Origin of the sequence: Rhodoferax sp. (genome assembly GCF_030646845.1) — a bacterium.
Classification (GTDB): domain Bacteria; phylum Pseudomonadota; class Gammaproteobacteria; order Burkholderiales; family Burkholderiaceae_C; genus Rhodoferax.
The window spans coordinates 87,957-103,202 of sequence record NZ_JAUSLE010000050.1 but is presented as its reverse complement, the minus strand read 5'-3'; the positions used below and the strand labels follow the sequence as shown (position 1 = coordinate 103,202).

The window sequence follows — 15,246 nt, the reverse complement described above, 5'->3', positions numbered from 1 at the left end:
AGAGGCCAATTTTCTATAAATCTTGATTGCACGGCTCAACGTCAACGCCTCAGCCCTGAATCCCCGGCACCGGCGCTGCACCCAGTGCCACCACGTCAGCCCCGCCACATGCCGGGCGCCAAGCCATCCAGTGTGTAAGGCCCAATGGCAGCGCGAATCAGCCGCAGCGTCGGATAACCCACGGCCGCAGTCATGCGGCGAACCTGGCGGTTGCGCCCCTCCGATATCACCAGTTCCAGCCAGCTGGTGGCAATGGACTGGCGAAAGCGCACGGGCGGTTCACGCGCCCAGAGCGACTCGGGCTCAGGCATCAAGCGGGCGCGGGCTGGCCGGGTCGGGCCATCGTTCAAATGAACCCCCTGGCGCAGCGACACCAGTGCGGCATCAATGGGCACCCCTTCAACCTGCACCCAGTAGGTCTTTTCCATCTTGTAGCGCGGGTCGCTGATGCGGGCTTGCAGCTTGCCGTCATTGGTCAGCAGCAGCAGGCCTTCGCTATCGGCGTCCAGCCTTCCGGCCACGTACACGCCAGGAATATCGATGAAGTCCTTGAGCCCGCGCCAGCGCCCCTCGGCCGTGAACTGACTCAAGACACCATAAGGTTTGTTGAAGCAAATCAAACGGGAAACCGGCGTAACAGTCATGGCAGGCCGCATGGCAGCGGGAATATTTGGGATCAGATGGCTTGAATTTGCTACATCTTAGGTAGCTGTTAGAGCAAGCGGTACCTGGGATTCAGGCCAATTTAGCACACGAATTCCAGCCCCGGCTTGGCTGCCGGCGATTGCACTATCTCCGTGGTTTCAAGTCGGCGCAACTTGCGATCTCCCAACATGCCTGGAGGGTATTCTCATAAGCTGCGGGGGTTCAGGCAAACCAAGAAGAGGCAGCATGGCCGGCATTCCATCACCCGTGAATCCAGCAGGCTGGTTTGAGATCTACGTCTGAGACATGGCGCGCGCCAGAAAGTTCTACGAGGCAGTTTTCCGGCACCCCATCGAAAGCCTGCCGCCCATGCCCAATGACCCCGACATGCAGATGTGCCTGTTCCCCATGAGGGAGACCGGCAAGGGAACGTCCGGGGCTCTGATCAAGCATTCAGAAATGAAGCCCGGCGTGGGGGGCACGCTCGTCTACTTCAGCTGCAAGGACTGCGCCACCGAAGCGGGGCGCCGCAGACTCTTCGTTTGATCGCACAATGGGGGTCTTCCTCGTCTCCTTGACTCGCCGTGTCCACTCATCACCATCCCCTGACCCACCGACCACTGACGCGCCGCTCTGCCCTGCTGGGCGGTCTTGGCCTGCTGGCGCTGCCCGCGTCACGCCTTGCCGCAGCCCCGCAGCCATCCGATGTCTGGCCGCAGGCCTCACAGGTGCCAGGCGGCATCGCCCGGCTGTCGCTTGGACCGGCGGCTACGCGGCCGGTCGCGTACGCGGACGATGTGCCCTTGCTTGTGCTGGGTGATGTGGTCGAGTGGACGGCGCTGGTTGGCATTGCGCTGACCGCCACGCCCGGCGAGGCAAGCATCACGGTGCAAGCCAGTCAGGGTGTGGATCAGCGCCAGATCAGCTATACCGTGGCGCCCAAGCGCTACAGCGAGCAGCGCCTGAAGGTGGCGCCGGGCACAGTCGATTTGTCGCCCGAGGACGCCGCGCGCTACGAGCGCGAGCGCGTGCACCTGGCGACCGTGATGGCCACCTTCAGCGAGCCTGTGCCGCAGGCCGCGGCCTTGCGCATGCAAGTGCCAACACCGGGGCGGCGCTCCAGCTCGTTCGGGCTGCGACGCGTGTTCAACGGGCAGGCGCGCAATCCGCACAGCGGCATGGACATCGCCGCCAGCACGGGCACGAAAGTGGCAGCGCCGTTGCCGGGACGGGTAATCGACACGGGCGACTATTTCTTCAACGGCAACACGGTCTGGCTGGACCACGGCGGCGGGCTGCTGAGCATGGTGTGCCACCTGAGCGCCATCGACGTCCAGCCCGGCGACGTGCTGAAGACCGGCGAGCGCCTGGGCGCCGTGGGCGCCACCGGCCGCGTGACCGGGCCGCACCTGCATTGGGGCGTGATACTGAACCGCGCGATGGTGGACCCGGCGCTGTTTCTGGCCGCCTGAGCCAGGTGCCAGCGCGGCCAGGGCCTGGCTTCGGTTAACCTCCCCGGTCATACACAAAGGAAGGGAAACCACCATGAAGAAATTGAACGTCACCATCAAGCTGGAGATGTCCGTCCCCGATGACTGGGAACTGGTCGAAACGTCCGAAGGTACGCCGGTGCTGAAGTTGCCCAATGGTCAGTTTCTGGACATCGCCATTGAGCCCCTGTTTGCCAGCGATCCTGAAGAAACCTGGACCAGCACCGAGGACGAGGATGCCCTGAACGACATTCTGGACATGGTCGAGACCGAGGAAGTTGTCTACGAGTTCGTCACGCACTAGGCGCCAAATAAAAAGAGTCAGGCGTCTCAGCCTTGCGGGCTGAAATGCCTGACTTCCCCGTGATCCGCTGGATACGTATCAGGCGCTGTGGGCGCCTGATGGGTTCTTAACGCCGTCCGCGGCGGTCGTTGCTCATCATCCGCTCCACGTCGTCACGCAGCCTGGTGAGTTCGTTTTGCAGCTGACGGCGTTCTTGCGGGGTGACGACACCGTCGCGCTTGAAGTTGGCCTCGTGGCGTGCAATGGTGCGCTCCCGGTTTTGCAGCTGGCGCGCTTCGCGCTGGGTGATGTGACCCGAGCGGATGCCTTCGTCAATGCGCTGGCCGATGTTGACCTGGCGATTGTCGATACCGTATGTATTGCCGGGTTGGGCGGCGACGTCGCGGTTGGCCATCTTGCGTTCAACTTCGGCCGCAAGGGCGTCCAGGTCCGCCCTGAGCTGCTGGCGCTCCTGGGGTGTGGCAGTTCCATTCGATTTGAAGCGCATTTCGCGAGCTTCGATGTCGCGGTCACGGCGATAGAGCTCTCGCGCCTCGGAAGGCGTGATGTGACCAGACGCCAAGCCTTGCTGGATGCGGGCACTGATGGCCGCCTGCGCACGGTCAATGGCCGGCGTGTTGGTGCCCTGTGCCATGACCGGGGCAAAACCCAGGCCGGCGAACAAGGCGGATGCCAATAGTGAAGCAGTAAATAATTTCGATTTCATGAGGTTCCCGACTTGATGATGCAGAGCATTCATTGTTGCGCTGCAGGGGTTGACGTTGTGTAGGACAAGCGGCGGTTTACCCGGTGTTTACGTCGCGACTTCAGGGCTAGCGCCGGTCTTCACGTCGGCCGTCATGGCGCTGCTCGTTGCGGCCGTCGCGCTGGTAAACCACCTGCTGCACGGACGCATGGCCCGGGCCGTAATAGCCTGCGCCGCGGTACGGACGGGGATCTTGCACGTAGTGCCCGCCATGGCGTTTGTTCCAGCCATGGGGACGGGCATAGTAGACCGGCTGCGGTTGGTAATAGACCGGCGCTGGCTGTACATAAACCGGCGCTGGCCTGACATACACAGGGCGCGGCTGGTAATAGACCGGTGCGGGCTGCACATAGACGACAGGCTGGGCGTGCATGTACACCGGCCCTGCATTGCTTACATTCAGCGAGACCCCGGGCGAACCCACGCCGACTGACCAGTACACGTCGTCTCTGGCGTGTGCCGAATCGGCAAAACTCAAGGCCGCAACCCCCAGAACGAGCGTGGAGCCCGCCAGAATGACGCTGCGGTTGACCATGATGGCTGTCTTCATAAGTAACTCCTTAACAGGACAGGAAATGCCCATGTGCTTATTGAACGCGGGACCCTGGTAACCGTGTACCGCATGCACGGTGAAGAGCGTAGCCAAACGTAACTGCAAATCGCACCGCGGCCGAGCTGTGCGCCGATCCGGGTCACTCCGACATGTATTGATTGAATGCCTGAACCGGCATGGGTCGGCCAAAGAAGTAGCCTTGATAGGCGTGACACCCCATCTTTGCAAGATGGTCACGCTGTGCTTCGGTTTCCACCCCTTCGGCGATGACGCTCATACCCAGGCTCTGGCCCAGGGACAGCACTGCTTGCGCAATCGCCGCATCATTGGCATCGATCAGCACATCACGCACAAAAGACTGATCGATTTTGAGCTGCCCCAATGGCAGGCGTTTGAGGTATATCAGGGACGAGTAACCAGTACCAAAGTCGTCGAGCGAAAAGCTGAGCCCCTGCGCCTTGAGCAGGAGCATCTTGGAAATGGTGTCCTCCACATCCTCAAGCATCAGGCTTTCTGTCAGCTCCAGCTTGAGCTTGACGGGCTGCGCCCCTGTCCTGCGCACGATCGACAGCACCTGATCGACGAAATCAGCCTGGCGAAACTGGCGTGGACTGACATTCACGGCCAGCGTGAGGTGACGGGTTTGCTCATCCTTGTCCCATGCCACCAGCTGGTTACATGCTGTCTCCAGCACCCATTGGCCCAGAGGCAGGATCAATCCCGTTTCTTCGGCCAGGGGGATAAACTCTGCCGGCGAGACCAGGCCACGCTCGGGTTGCTGCCAGCGCAACAACGCTTCGGCCCCTACCGTACGGCCGTCGGAGAGGACCTGGGGCTGGAAGAACAGCATGAACTCCTGCGCCTGCAAAGCGCGGCGCATATCAGCCTCCAGCGACGCACGCGCCAGCACCACTGCCTGCATTTGGGGGTCAAAGAACTGCAGGGTATCGCGCCCTTCAGACTTTGCCCGGTACATGGCCAGGTCGGCCCGCTTGAGCAGCTCATCGATTGACTCGTCAGAACCTTCAATCAACGCGATGCCAATGCTTGCGGTGATGTGATGGTCCTGTCCACGCAGTGAAAAACTCTGACGGAAGACCTCAAGGACCTTGTCGCCGATGACCCTGGCCTGTGCTGCGGCCTGGTCGCGGCTCTCATTGAGATCCTGCAGGATGATCACGAATTCATCGCCGCCCAGCCGGGCCACGGTATCACCGCCACGCACGCAGGACACCAGCCGCTGGGCGGCCTGCTGCAACATCAGGTCACCGATATCGTGTCCACGGGTGTCGTTGAGTGTCTTGAAATGATCGAGATCAATGAACAGCAAGGCCGACAGGCGACGACTGCGGGCGCTCGCCGTCCTGGCCTGCTGAATGCGGTCCAGCAACAACTTGCGATTGGGCAACTGAGTCAGCGTGTCATAGAAAGCCAGCTGCGTGATCTCTTCTTCGGCCTTCATGCGCTGGCTGATGTCCCGCGTCACGCCCATCAGGACGAGCTCACCCGTCTCGTTGCGAATGTAATGGGTCACCGACTCGGTCCAGACAGAAGAGCCGTCCCGGCGGCTGATTTCCAGAACATCCGTGTAGTCCGCAGGCGCGTTTGATTGATTCAAATAGTCATTCGCACGGGCCGCATTGACCTTCAGAAACGTGGCGTAGATTGCCTCCGACATCACCGTCTGGATCGGCTTCTGCATGAGCTGATCCACACTGAACCCGGTCAGTCGCTCAATCGCCGGACTGAGGTACTCCCACCGCTGGCGCCCCGTGTCCATGATCCAGAAAACATCCGACGTGTTGTCGGCCAGCAGTTGGTAGCGTGTCTGGCTCGCTCGCAGGGACTGCTCCGCCCGCAGCCGCCGCCGGCTCTGCATGGCCAGCGCAACCACCAGCAAAGAAAGCACCAGGATCGTGAACACACTGCCGATGACCAGGGCCTTGTACTGCCCCCACAGACTGGGCGGACGATTCAGATAGACCGTGTCTGGCGGGAGTTTGCTGGCGTCGCCGCCCCAGCGTTCGATTTGTTGCCAGTCGAACATGGGCACTGACTTGGCGGTTCGGACCTGGAAGTGACGAATGTCGAGCGCGGTGTGGCGCAGCAGATCAAGCACTGACAGCGCCATTGATTTGCCTTCATCTTCGAGAATCGACACCATCCCGCCCACCGGGCCCTGGCCGATGCTCACCGAATACACCGGGAACACAGGCGCGTTGGCACTTTTCGATATCTGCACAATCGATTCAACCGGCACTAAAACCCGCCCCCTGGCGTCGCGGTTGACACCGGGTGCAATGATCACGGTGTGCTCAGGCGTGGCTGCCAGCTGGCGTTCAATCTCATAAAACCCCAGCTCATCAACATACTGAAACTCCAGCCGGTCCTGCCAGGGCGCGAACTGCCGCCTGGCATCCTGGATGCGTTCCTGCTCAAGGGCGCTGGCACCCGCCATCAGAACCACGCGCCTGGTTTTCGGGAACAGCTCCAGCGCGCGCTGCAGGGTGCCAGCGAAGTCCAGCGAAGACAGTTGAACGAAGAAGCTGCGCCCGCTCTGGTCCGCACCTGCGGGCACTTTGGACTGTGCCACCAGCACGGGCATGGCCGGCGCGATCCTGGCGCCCTCCTTCAACAAAAAATTGATGGCTGGAGCCTGGATGACCACCAGCACGCCGATTCGGGATGCCGGGTATTTGGCCGCCAACAGATCGCCCAGTTGCTGCCGGTAGCCGGCATCGGCATTTTTGACCAGGTCGAGGTATTCCACGTGAATGTCGGCAAATGCGACGCCCTGCTCCCGGAGCACTCCATAAATGCCCTTGAGATACAGGTCGATGCCCGCCTGACCAAAACCGGTTGACGACAGAACCAGAACGCTTTTGCCGGTCGGCTGAACGGGGGCAGGGCTCTGGCCCCAAGCCGCGCCCTGACCCATGCCAAGCAGACAGCCTGCCAAAGCCAGCTGGGCCAGCCAGCGTGTCATCGATCGAAAAGTCTGCATTAGCGCTCCACCGGATAAAAGCAAAGAGACTGAATAGCCACGCCGTGCTTGATATTACTGTCTTTGCCGGCCGTTGCAGGCGTCCGAAGCTTTTCACTTTGCCCTGGATGACCTCTTGCACGTACCGCACCTGTGCCGCCCCTCACCCACGGATAATCCACCCCCTATGAATATTTCTCTGTCTCTCTTTCCCCTTGGCTGGCAGCACTATCTGCTGGGCGGGCTCATCATTGGCACGGGCGCCGCACTGCTGTTCGTGCTGACAGGCCGCATCGGTGGCATGAGCACGGTTTTCTCCAGCACCTGGTCCTATGTGGTGCAGCGGCCGTTTTTTCAGCAAAAGCGGTTTGTTGGTTCCCGCGGCTGGCGGCTGGTCTATGCATTGGGCTTGATCCTGGGCGCGCTGGTGTGGTGGCTGGGTTTTGCCGGCGGCGCGGTGCAAGCCACGGCGGTGCCGGTGTGGCAGTTGCTGGTGGGCGGGTTTTTTGTGGGCTACGGAGCGCGTCTGGGCAATGGCTGCACATCGGGTCACGGTATTTGCGGGCTGGGCTCGCTGCAGTTGCCGTCTCTGATGGCGGTGCTGACCTTCATGGCGACCGCATTCCTGACGGCCAACCTGGCCGCAAGGTGGCTGGCATGAGCGCCGCACGCGGTCTGGCCACGCTGGCGGCGGGCGCGCTGTTCGGCTTCGGCCTGTCGTACGCCACCATGATCCGGCCCGAGGTGGTGTTGAGCTTTTTGCGCTTCGAGGACTTCGGCCTCATGCTGGTGATGGGCGGCGCGGTGCTGGTGGTGGTGCTGGCCTACCAGCTCACGCCCCGCCTGTTGGCCCACCCCCTGCTGGACGACCACTTTCACACGCACCCCAGCGTCTGGAACCGTGACACCGCGGCGGGCGCCGCCCTGTTCGGCGTGGGTTGGGGCCTGTGCGGCGTCTGCCCCAGCCCGGCCATTGCGGGCCTGGGCACGGGCAACTGGGATCTGCTGTGGGCGCTGGCCGGCATTGCGCTGGGCGCGCTGGCGCAAGGGCTGAGGGCAAAGTGACCGACCTTCCCTACAGTCCCGCCGCCGAGCGCAACAGGCAACCCATCCTGGACGTGCTGCGCCAGGTGCTGCCCGTCCGGGGCAGCGCGCTGGAGATTGCCTCAGGCACGGGGCAGCATGTGGCCTGGTTCGCGGCCGCGCTGCCGCAGTGGACCTGGCAACCCACCGACTACCAGGCCGACGCCCTGCCCGGCATTGCCGCGCGCATGGCGCAAGAGCGCCTGACCAATGTGCGCGCGCCGGTACAGCTCGACGTGATGGCGCCGCGCTGGCTGCCGGACGACGGGCGGTTTGACCTCATCTACTGCGCCAACATGCTGCACATCGCACCGTGGGCCACCTGCGCCGCATTGATGCAGGGGAGCGCGCGCCACCTGGCACCGGGCGGCACACTCATCACCTACGGACCGTATCTGGAGGACGACGTGCCCACCTCGCCCGGCAATCTGGCGTTTGACCAGAGCCTGCGGGCGCGCGACCCTGCCTGGGGCCTTCGCCGGCGCGCGGACGTAGAGGCGCAGGCAGCCCGCGCTGGGCTGCATTTGTCGGCACGCCACGTCATGCCCGCCAACAACCTGCTACTGGTATGGACCGCTACCCCGTGATGACACCGGACGACTCTTCTTGACACCAAGGAGCCGCACCGTGATAGCCAACACCATTTTTGTGCGATAGCAACGGCACACCGGGTCCGTCAGGCGAGCCATACCCCTGTCCATGACCTGGCCATGGCTGACACATTCTTTACCGCCGGTTAACGGAACCGCAACACAGCCGGGCGCTCAAAGAGACATCATTCATGTCAGGCAACAACCGGGAAAAGGGATCATGAAAAAACTACTTCTACTATCGGCGGCAATGGTCGCCAGCGGGCTGTCTCTGGCTCAGGAAGTCGGCCGCGTGGTTTCTTCAACGCCCATCATCCAGCAGATCGGCGTGCCCCGCAATGTGTGCACCATGGAGCAGGTGGCTGTGCAACAGCCCAAGTCGGGCGCCGGTGCCGTCATGGGTGCCATCGCGGGGGGCGCCATGGGCAACGCGGTGGGCGGCGGCAGCGGGAAGGCGGCGGCAACCGCGCTTGGCATCTTTGGTGGGGCGATTCTCGGCGACCGGGTGGAGGGCGCACCCCAGGCGCAGCTTCAAAACGTGCAGCGTTGCGGCACCCAGACGTTCTATGAAAACCGGCCTGTGGCGTACAACGTGGTTTATGAATACGCCGGCAAGCAGTACAGCGTGCAAATGCCGAGCGACCCGGGTCCAAGCATCCAGCTTCAGGTTTCTCCGGTCGGAGCCAGCTCACAGATGGCAGGCCCGGCTGGCGGCGTGGGGTATCAGTATCAATATCAACAGCCGGAGTACCTGCAACCCGCCCCGGTGATCATGGCGCCCCCGGTCTACCGCGGCTACTACGCGCGGCCCTACTACGCCCCGATCGGGGTTGAACTGGATTTCCGCTACGGGGATGGTCATCGCGGCCAGCGTCACTGGCGTTGAGCTTTCTTCCGGCCATCGGCTAACACTTTGGAGGGCTTGAAATGAAAACGGTTTTGGGCGTACTGGGTTTGTCAATACTCTCGGCCATCGTGGGCGTGTTTGCCGCGACGGAGCTGCAGGAGATGTCCATGGACGCGGACACCGCCCAGCCCAGTCAAAAAATTCAGCAATGGGTCAATCAGTAGCCCGGGCAAGCCGGGCCATTGGTCGCTACCGCCGAAGACTCACTCGGGCGACGGCTCGGCCCGTGCAGCACGACCGAGGGTGCTGGCGATCAGCCGGGTCAACTTGTCAGCGGCGCCGGTAACGGCCAGATACAGCGTCTCCGCGTGGTGCGTCACCGCGAGGGGCTGGCGCCCTTCGACGCGAGCCTCCATGACGCAGCGCTTGTCGCTGGTGCCGCTCTTGTGCCCGTTCTCATCGCTCAGGTGAACCTCCACCCGCGTGATGTGATCACTGTGCCGGCTCAGGGCAGTTTTAATTTCACCGGTAGCCCAAGCCACCAGCGCCTCGTGACCTTCAATGTGATGGTCGGTATTGATTTGGATTTGCATGGTTCATTATTTGCCAATATCGGGCCGTGTGCTGTAGGACAAAGGGAGTTTTACCCCACCTCGCGTTGGCCGCGGCATCCCCCTGAACTAAACTGACATGCATGTATCCGAACCGCATCGATGACTAACGCTCAATGGTTCATGCTGGTCGGCGGCTTGCTGCTGGTCAGGGGCCTTACCTCCACCATCCTCAAGCGCTCGCCGGTCACGGCCGCCATTATTTATCTGGCGGTGGGGCTGCTGGTGGGGCCGAGTGTGCTCAATCTGTTTCACTTCAATCCGCTCAAGGAGTCCGCACTGCTGGAAGTGCTGACTGAAATTGCGGTATTGATTTCGCTGTTTTCTGCCGGCGTCAAAATGCCGGTGCCGTTCAGCTTTGCCCGCTGGCGCGCGCCTATCCTGCTGGCCACCGCCTCCATGACGATCACCGTGGCGATGGTCGCGGCCTTCGCTTATTACGTGCTGGGCCTGCCCCTGGGTGCCGGCGTGCTGCTGGGCGCGATCCTTGCCCCGACCGACCCGGTGCTGGCCACCGATGTGCAAAGCCGCCATCCCGGCGACCGCGACCAGCTGCGCTTCACCCTGACCTGCGAGGCCGGCATGAACGACGGCAGCGCCTTCCCGTTTGTGATGCTGGGGCTGGGCTTGCTGGGTCTGCATGAACTGGGCGACACCGGCCTGAACTGGGTCGTGGTGGATGTGTTGTGGGCCACCCTGGGCGCCATCGCGATTGGCGTTGCCGCGGGCGTTGCGCTGGCGCGGCTGGGCTGGAAGCTGCGCCGCGAACCCCACCGGCATGAGTTGATGGACGACTTCCTGGGCCTCGGGCTGATTGCTTTCGTCTATGGCTTGAGCGTGATGTTTCACGCCTGGGGTTTTCTGGCGGTTTTTTTCGCCGCCGTGGCCCTGCGCCAGACGGAGCAGAAGCTGGCCAGGGCAACGCAGGTGTCTACCGAGAAAAACCATGCGGCCGAGCCCCTGCCAACCGTCAGCGAAGGTTCTCTGGTCTTCAAGGAGCATCTGGAGCGGCTGTCGGAAGTGATGCTGGTCCTGCTGGTCGGCGGCTCGCTGTTTCTGAACTCCTGGAGTTGGGAGGCGGTCGGGCTGGTGCTGTTTTTGTTCATGGTGGCGCGGCCGATCAGTGTCGTCATTGGTCTGATGGGCACTGGCACCTCGTGGCGAATACGCGGCATGACGGGCTGGTTTGGCGTGCGCGGGATCGGCTCCCTCTACTACCTGATGTACGCCATACAACACGGGCTGCCCGAGACGCTGGCGCTGCAAATGATCCAGCTCACGCTGATCGTGGTGACACTGTCCATTCTTCTGCACGGTGTGAGCGTCAAACCCATGATGGGGCGCTTCTGGCGACGCGGCAATCAGATCAAGCCGCCCTAGTGTTGCTATAATATTAATAGCTAACTGCGCATATTCCACGTGGGCCAGGGCCCTAAATCTTATAAATTCAAACCACACAGCGGAACGTTTAAATGCTGCGAACCCTCAAAGATCTGTTGGACACCTTCATGGCGCCGGCGGCGGGCCAATCGCCCGCGGCGCAGGAACACGCGCTGCAGCTTGCCACCGCCGTGTTGCTGGTGGAGGTCATGCGGGCCGACCCCGCCATTGACGCTGCCGAACGCAACGCCGTGGTCGCAGCGCTGCGCCGGAAATTCGCGCTCGCGGATGACGAGCTCGCGCGGTTGGTGGAGCTGGCGGAAGGCACGGCCAAATCGGCTTACGACTACCACCGCTTCACCTCCAGCATCAACGAGCATTTCACGCACGAGCAAAAAGTGCGCATGGTGGAAGCGATGTGGCAAGTGGCCTACGCCGATGCCCATCTGGATGCGCATGAAAACCACCTGATCAGCAAGATCGCCGGGCTGCTGCACGTGACCCATGGCGAGTACATCGCTGCCAAAATGAGGGCCAAGGCAGACGCCGGCCCGCTCATCAACAAGGATACAAATTGAAATTCAAAAAACTGGCTTTTCCCCTCGTCGCGTCATTGGTTTTTGCATTGGCAGGCTGCTCCCCGCAGGATGCAGCGGACAAGACAACCACAGCAACCAAACCGGCGCAGCCCTATGAAGCGGTCGCCTCGCAGGGCAAGGGCTTCACCGTGGGTTCCATGATGAGCGCCCAGGCGGTGTATGTGCTGTTCGACCCCCAGTGCCCGCATTGCGGCCACTTGTGGGAAGCCTCAGTGCCGCTGCACAACAAGGTGAAGTTCGTCTGGATCCCGGTGGCCATCATGAACGCCAAGAGTGCGACGCAAGGGGCAGCGCTGCTGTCAGCCGCCAATCCCGCAGAGATGATGACCGCGCATGAAAAATCGATTCTGGCCGGCACGGGTGGCATGGCTGCATCGGCCAGTGTCCCGTCCGATCTGGAGGCGGCCATCAAGAAGAACACCCAGCTGTTCACCAGCCTGGGGATTGAGTCGGTGCCCTACATCCTGGCCCGCAACATCCGCAGCGGTCAGGTGGTCACCAACAATGGCGCCATGGCCACCCCGGCGCTGGCCGAGTTTCTCGGCATTGCGCCCCCCTGATCCAGCGGTCGAAGCCGTTGGTCAGGTCCCGGCTATGAGGCGCCTGTCTTGTTACGGAGCGGGCTGCGTGACCGCATTCTGCTGAAGAATGACCGCTGTCTGTGCCAGCAATCTGCTCTTCGCGGACGCGCCGGTCTGCAGATTGATCGCTGTGACAGCCAGGACGACGCCCTCGAAGTGGGCCGTTGTTCCAATCGTCACACCCGTGCCACCGGCGACCTGCCAGAAGACGTTCTTGGCCAGTGCACCACCCGCCAGCGTCACATTCGTCGCGCTGGCCTGGGTGATGTCGCCCGCCACCTGGAAAATCCAGACATCGGTTGCACTGCCCGTGAGCGTGACATTGGTGGCTATTGAAACACCGGTGCTCCATTTGTAAAGACCAGGAACAAGGTTTAGCCCGCCAATTGCTCCAGCGCCCAGTTCGGTAAAGTCCGGCAATGTCCGTCCGGCGGCGTCGGTGTAGGCGATCTCCATGTCACCGATGGCGGTCGTCATGTTGGTGGGCGTAGGCGGCGCGTAGTCAGCCGCGTAGATTTTGCCGACCACTTGAGCGGATCGCGAAAATGTATTCGAGGAGTCCATGGTCTCTGAAAACCCCGTGATCGCGACCTGGGCAATGGGACTGACGCCAATATCGCCGGTCACCAGGGAGCCTGGCACGGTCGAAATGCCTGATTTCGACAGAATCGCGAAATTGCCCGCCGTGCCAAGGTTCACCGGCAACAGACCGACGGACGCGACGGCCCTGGTCATGAAGGTCCATGCCACGGGATTGGCCATGGCGGTGCCAGCAGCGTTCCTGGCCGCCGTGGTCACCGTGGCGGTATAGCTGGTGTTCGGGGTCAGGCCGGACGCTGTGGGCGTAAAGGTTGCCACCGTGTTGGCCGCATTCATGGCAACGGTGCCGGGGACGTTGCTGCCGCTGGTCTCCTTGAGCGTGAACGTGAGCTGCGTGCCGGCCGGGGCCGAGTTGATCGTTGCCGGATTCATCGCCTGGCGGAAGATGGCTGTCACCAAGGTAGCGGTTCCAGCGTTCTGGCTGGTCGGCACATCGGTCGCGTTATTCGTGGGGCTTGAGGATCTCACCGTGGGATCGGTGGCTGTGCCACCTGCAATTCCGGCGGCACCCGGGGCAACGGTCACACCGGCGGCAGCTGTAATAGCCATGCCTGAGCTGCCACCACCACCGCAACCAGTCATCAAAGCGGCCAGCAGCAATGCCGTGGACCACATCGATGTTTTAGAAATGCTTGTCAATCTGTTCATTTATTCTTCCTCGTCAATTGAGCCCGTCGGATACGCAGCGGGCGAATCTCACTCTGGTTGTTTCTAGGGCAAACTCGAATCAACCGGCGCTGAGGCCCTTCGTTGCTGATCCGGTTATCCGTCTTTCGATCGCCCCCGTCTGTTCGCTACTGCACACAGCGCCGGCAACAGCAGTGACAAAGTCGTCAGGCATTCACGCCATGGGCTTTCTTCACCTGCAATCGCTCTAGCGCTATAAAATTTCAAACAGGCCATTTCTGTAGAGGCCCAGTCCGAGGAGGTGAACCATGTCTGAATACCTTGCACCTGGCGTCTACGTGGAGGAAACCAGCGTTCGACCGAAGTCCATTGAAGGCGTGGCGACCAGCACTTGTGCCTTCGTCGGCCCCACCAGCAAGGGGCCGGTAGGGGTTGCCCCGGAACTACTGACGAGCTTCACCGACTACGAGCGAATCTACGGTGGTGTCGACGACCTCGCGTTTGACAGCGACACCAAAGCACTGCACCAGCGCAATTACATCGCCCATGCGGCGCGCGCATTTTTCGAGAACGGCGGCCAACGCCTGTATGTCGTTCGCGTGGTCACGGGCTTCACCGGCAGCGCCGAAGGTGCCGTGCCGGACGCGAACGAGTACGCGGCGGCGTTGTCCGTCCTCGTGGATCTTGCCGATGTCTCCATCGTCGCGGCGCCCGGCTATTCGGCCTTCGTCGATCTGGGCAACGGCTCGGTCTACCGCGCGATTCAGACCGCGCTGCTCATGCATGTGGCCGAGCCGCTGCGCTACCGCATCGCGGTGCTGGACGCCCCGCCGGACGTGACACCAGAGCAGATGCGCGAGTTGCGCAGCGAGCTCGATTCCTCGCGCGCCGCGCTTTACTACCCGTGGGTCATCACGCCCAATCCACTGGCGGGGGCCAACAGCGCGCAGCCGCTGGAAATCGTGCTGCCGCCTTCGGGATTCGTGTGCGGCATCTATGCACGCAGCGACATCGAACGCGGCGTGCACAAGGCGCCGGCCAATGAAATCGTGCACGGCGCGCTGCGTTTCGAGCTGGCAATCAACGCCGCCCAGCAAGAGCTGCTGAACCCGATGGGCGTGAACTGCCTGCGCGCATTCAGGGGGCGCGGACTTCGCGTGTGGGGCGCCCGTACCGTCTCGAACGACCCCGAGTGGAAATACCTCAACGTGCGCCGCTACTTCAACTACCTGGGTGCGTCCATCGACCGCGGCACGCAATGGGCTGTGTTCGAGCCCAATGGCAGCGCGCTGTGGGCCAACGTGTGCGCAACCATTTCCGACTTTCTCTACAACGAGTGGCGCAGCGGCGCGCTGCTCGGCAGCAAACCGGAGGAAGCATACTTTGTGCGTTGCGACCGCACGACCATGACGCAGGACGACATCGACCACGGCCGGCTGGTCTGCCTGATCGGCGTGGCGATGGTGAAACCCGCCGAGTTCATGATCATGCGGATCGCCCAGATGACGACTGGCGGCAAACCCTGAATCTTGACGCGGCTTGCAAACAGTGTGACCTCAAACCGCTACTATTCGCCCACTCGTGCATTTGCCCGATTGCCCTGAGACA

General features: G+C 62.1%; 18 protein-coding genes. 12 read left to right on the top strand and 6 right to left on the bottom strand.

The genetic code is table 11. The features are described from left to right. Positions 1–95: 95 nt before the first annotated feature. Positions 96–644 carry a pseudouridine synthase gene (locus Q7T10_RS11905; protein WP_370653761.1) on the bottom strand — a complete coding sequence of 183 codons (549 nt, stop codon included), beginning with the start codon at positions 642–644 and terminating at the stop codon, positions 96–98. 307 nt (positions 645–951) lie between these two features. Here Q7T10_RS11905 and Q7T10_RS11900 point away from each other — a divergent pair, with 307 nt between their 5' ends. From Q7T10_RS11900 to Q7T10_RS11890, 3 genes are all read left to right on the top strand, one after another. Continuing rightward, positions 952–1,191 (top strand): VOC family protein, encoded by a 240-nt coding sequence (locus Q7T10_RS11900; RefSeq protein ID WP_304748427.1) that lies wholly within the window; start codon positions 952–954, stop codon positions 1,189–1,191. 38 nt (positions 1,192–1,229) lie between these two features. Next, on the top strand, positions 1,230–2,117 hold the full coding sequence (locus Q7T10_RS11895; protein ID WP_304748426.1) for a M23 family metallopeptidase: 888 nt from the start codon (positions 1,230–1,232) through the stop codon (positions 2,115–2,117). Between the two features lie 73 nt (positions 2,118–2,190). After that, positions 2,191–2,439, top strand: coding sequence for a hypothetical protein (locus tag Q7T10_RS11890; RefSeq protein ID WP_304748424.1), 249 nt, complete (start codon positions 2,191–2,193; stop codon positions 2,437–2,439). Positions 2,440–2,545: 106 nt separating this feature from the next. Here the strand turns inward: Q7T10_RS11890 and Q7T10_RS11885 are convergent, their stop codons facing one another. From Q7T10_RS11885 to Q7T10_RS11875, 3 genes are all read right to left on the bottom strand, one after another. After that, positions 2,546–3,145 carry a hypothetical protein gene (locus tag Q7T10_RS11885; RefSeq protein ID WP_304748423.1) on the bottom strand — a complete coding sequence of 200 codons (600 nt, stop codon included), beginning with the start codon at positions 3,143–3,145 and terminating at the stop codon, positions 2,546–2,548. A 106-nt stretch (positions 3,146–3,251) separates the two neighbouring features. Beyond that, on the bottom strand, positions 3,252–3,734 hold the full coding sequence (locus Q7T10_RS11880; RefSeq protein WP_304748421.1) for a hypothetical protein: 483 nt from the start codon (positions 3,732–3,734) through the stop codon (positions 3,252–3,254). 142 nt (positions 3,735–3,876) lie between these two features. Then, the gene (locus Q7T10_RS11875; RefSeq protein ID WP_304748420.1) at positions 3,877–6,741 is read right to left on the bottom strand and encodes an EAL domain-containing protein; all 2,865 of its coding nucleotides are present in this window, start codon (positions 6,739–6,741) and stop codon (positions 3,877–3,879) included. 166 nt (positions 6,742–6,907) lie between these two features. On the opposite strand from Q7T10_RS11875, the gene Q7T10_RS11870 reads away from it, so the two are divergent. The 5 genes from Q7T10_RS11870 (at position 6,908) to Q7T10_RS11850 (ending at position 9,464) form a co-directional block, all read left to right on the top strand. Next, a complete protein-coding gene (locus Q7T10_RS11870; protein WP_304748418.1) occupies positions 6,908–7,381 on the top strand; it encodes a YeeE/YedE family protein in 474 nt (157 codons plus the stop codon). Beyond that, positions 7,378–7,785: a DUF6691 family protein gene (locus Q7T10_RS11865; protein WP_304748416.1), complete on the top strand. Its 408-nt coding sequence runs from the start codon at positions 7,378–7,380 to the stop codon at positions 7,783–7,785. The genes Q7T10_RS11870 and Q7T10_RS11865 overlap by 4 nt, the downstream gene beginning before the upstream one ends. Next, positions 7,782–8,390: a DUF938 domain-containing protein gene (locus Q7T10_RS11860; RefSeq protein WP_304748414.1), complete on the top strand. Its 609-nt coding sequence runs from the start codon at positions 7,782–7,784 to the stop codon at positions 8,388–8,390. The genes Q7T10_RS11865 and Q7T10_RS11860 overlap by 4 nt, the downstream gene beginning before the upstream one ends. 223 nt (positions 8,391–8,613) lie before the next feature. Continuing rightward, positions 8,614–9,279, top strand: coding sequence for a glycine zipper 2TM domain-containing protein (locus Q7T10_RS11855; RefSeq protein WP_304748413.1), 666 nt, complete (start codon positions 8,614–8,616; stop codon positions 9,277–9,279). Positions 9,280–9,320: 41 nt separating this feature from the next. Further along, positions 9,321–9,464 (top strand): hypothetical protein, encoded by a 144-nt coding sequence (locus tag Q7T10_RS11850; RefSeq protein WP_304748412.1) that lies wholly within the window; start codon positions 9,321–9,323, stop codon positions 9,462–9,464. 39 nt (positions 9,465–9,503) lie between these two features. Here the strand turns inward: Q7T10_RS11850 and Q7T10_RS11845 are convergent, their stop codons facing one another. After that, positions 9,504–9,833: an HPF/RaiA family ribosome-associated protein gene (locus tag Q7T10_RS11845; protein ID WP_304748410.1), complete on the bottom strand. Its 330-nt coding sequence runs from the start codon at positions 9,831–9,833 to the stop codon at positions 9,504–9,506. A 120-nt stretch (positions 9,834–9,953) separates the two neighbouring features. On the opposite strand from Q7T10_RS11845, the gene Q7T10_RS11840 reads away from it, so the two are divergent. From Q7T10_RS11840 to Q7T10_RS11830, 3 genes are all read left to right on the top strand, one after another. After that, positions 9,954–11,231 carry a sodium:proton antiporter gene (locus Q7T10_RS11840; protein WP_304748408.1) on the top strand — a complete coding sequence of 426 codons (1,278 nt, stop codon included), beginning with the start codon at positions 9,954–9,956 and terminating at the stop codon, positions 11,229–11,231. A 92-nt stretch (positions 11,232–11,323) separates the two neighbouring features. Then, on the top strand, positions 11,324–11,809 hold the full coding sequence (locus Q7T10_RS11835; RefSeq protein WP_304748407.1) for a TerB family tellurite resistance protein: 486 nt from the start codon (positions 11,324–11,326) through the stop codon (positions 11,807–11,809). After that, the gene (locus Q7T10_RS11830; RefSeq protein WP_304748405.1) at positions 11,806–12,390 is read left to right on the top strand and encodes a DsbC family protein; all 585 of its coding nucleotides are present in this window, start codon (positions 11,806–11,808) and stop codon (positions 12,388–12,390) included. Before Q7T10_RS11835 ends, Q7T10_RS11830 begins: the two co-directional genes overlap by 4 nt. A 51-nt stretch (positions 12,391–12,441) precedes the next feature. Here Q7T10_RS11830 and Q7T10_RS11825 read toward each other — a convergent pair whose 3' ends face one another. Continuing rightward, a complete protein-coding gene (locus Q7T10_RS11825) occupies positions 12,442–13,659 on the bottom strand; it encodes an ice-binding family protein (protein ID WP_304748403.1) in 1,218 nt (405 codons plus the stop codon). Between the two features lie 287 nt (positions 13,660–13,946). Between Q7T10_RS11825 and Q7T10_RS11820 the strand changes: the two genes are divergently transcribed. Next, the gene (locus tag Q7T10_RS11820; protein WP_304748402.1) at positions 13,947–15,164 is read left to right on the top strand and encodes a phage tail sheath family protein; all 1,218 of its coding nucleotides are present in this window, start codon (positions 13,947–13,949) and stop codon (positions 15,162–15,164) included. Positions 15,165–15,246: the final 82 nt, after the last annotated feature.

What these genes read in the sequence shown, in the direction of transcription:
- Q7T10_RS11905 (WP_370653761.1), bottom strand. Translation starts at nt 644, where the DNA reads ATGACTGTTACGCCGGTTTCCCGTTTGATTTGCTTCAACAAACCTTAT.
- Q7T10_RS11900 (WP_304748427.1), top strand. Translation starts at nt 952, where the DNA reads ATGGCGCGCGCCAGAAAGTTCTACGAGGCAGTTTTCCGGCACCCCATC.
- Q7T10_RS11890 (WP_304748424.1), top strand. Translation starts at nt 2,191, where the DNA reads ATGAAGAAATTGAACGTCACCATCAAGCTGGAGATGTCCGTCCCCGAT.
- Q7T10_RS11885 (WP_304748423.1), bottom strand. Translation starts at nt 3,145, where the DNA reads ATGAAATCGAAATTATTTACTGCTTCACTATTGGCATCCGCCTTGTTC.
- Q7T10_RS11880 (WP_304748421.1), bottom strand. Translation starts at nt 3,734, where the DNA reads ATGAAGACAGCCATCATGGTCAACCGCAGCGTCATTCTGGCGGGCTCC.
- Q7T10_RS11875 (WP_304748420.1), bottom strand. Translation starts at nt 6,741, where the DNA reads ATGCAGACTTTTCGATCGATGACACGCTGGCTGGCCCAGCTGGCTTTG.
- Q7T10_RS11870 (WP_304748418.1), top strand. Translation starts at nt 6,908, where the DNA reads ATGAATATTTCTCTGTCTCTCTTTCCCCTTGGCTGGCAGCACTATCTG.
- Q7T10_RS11865 (WP_304748416.1), top strand. Translation starts at nt 7,378, where the DNA reads ATGAGCGCCGCACGCGGTCTGGCCACGCTGGCGGCGGGCGCGCTGTTC.
- Q7T10_RS11855 (WP_304748413.1), top strand. Translation starts at nt 8,614, where the DNA reads ATGAAAAAACTACTTCTACTATCGGCGGCAATGGTCGCCAGCGGGCTG.
- Q7T10_RS11850 (WP_304748412.1), top strand. Translation starts at nt 9,321, where the DNA reads ATGAAAACGGTTTTGGGCGTACTGGGTTTGTCAATACTCTCGGCCATC.
- Q7T10_RS11845 (WP_304748410.1), bottom strand. Translation starts at nt 9,833, where the DNA reads ATGCAAATCCAAATCAATACCGACCATCACATTGAAGGTCACGAGGCG.
- Q7T10_RS11840 (WP_304748408.1), top strand. Translation starts at nt 9,954, where the DNA reads ATGACTAACGCTCAATGGTTCATGCTGGTCGGCGGCTTGCTGCTGGTC.
- Q7T10_RS11835 (WP_304748407.1), top strand. Translation starts at nt 11,324, where the DNA reads ATGCTGCGAACCCTCAAAGATCTGTTGGACACCTTCATGGCGCCGGCG.
- Q7T10_RS11825 (WP_304748403.1), bottom strand. Translation starts at nt 13,659, where the DNA reads ATGAACAGATTGACAAGCATTTCTAAAACATCGATGTGGTCCACGGCA.
- Q7T10_RS11820 (WP_304748402.1), top strand. Translation starts at nt 13,947, where the DNA reads ATGTCTGAATACCTTGCACCTGGCGTCTACGTGGAGGAAACCAGCGTT.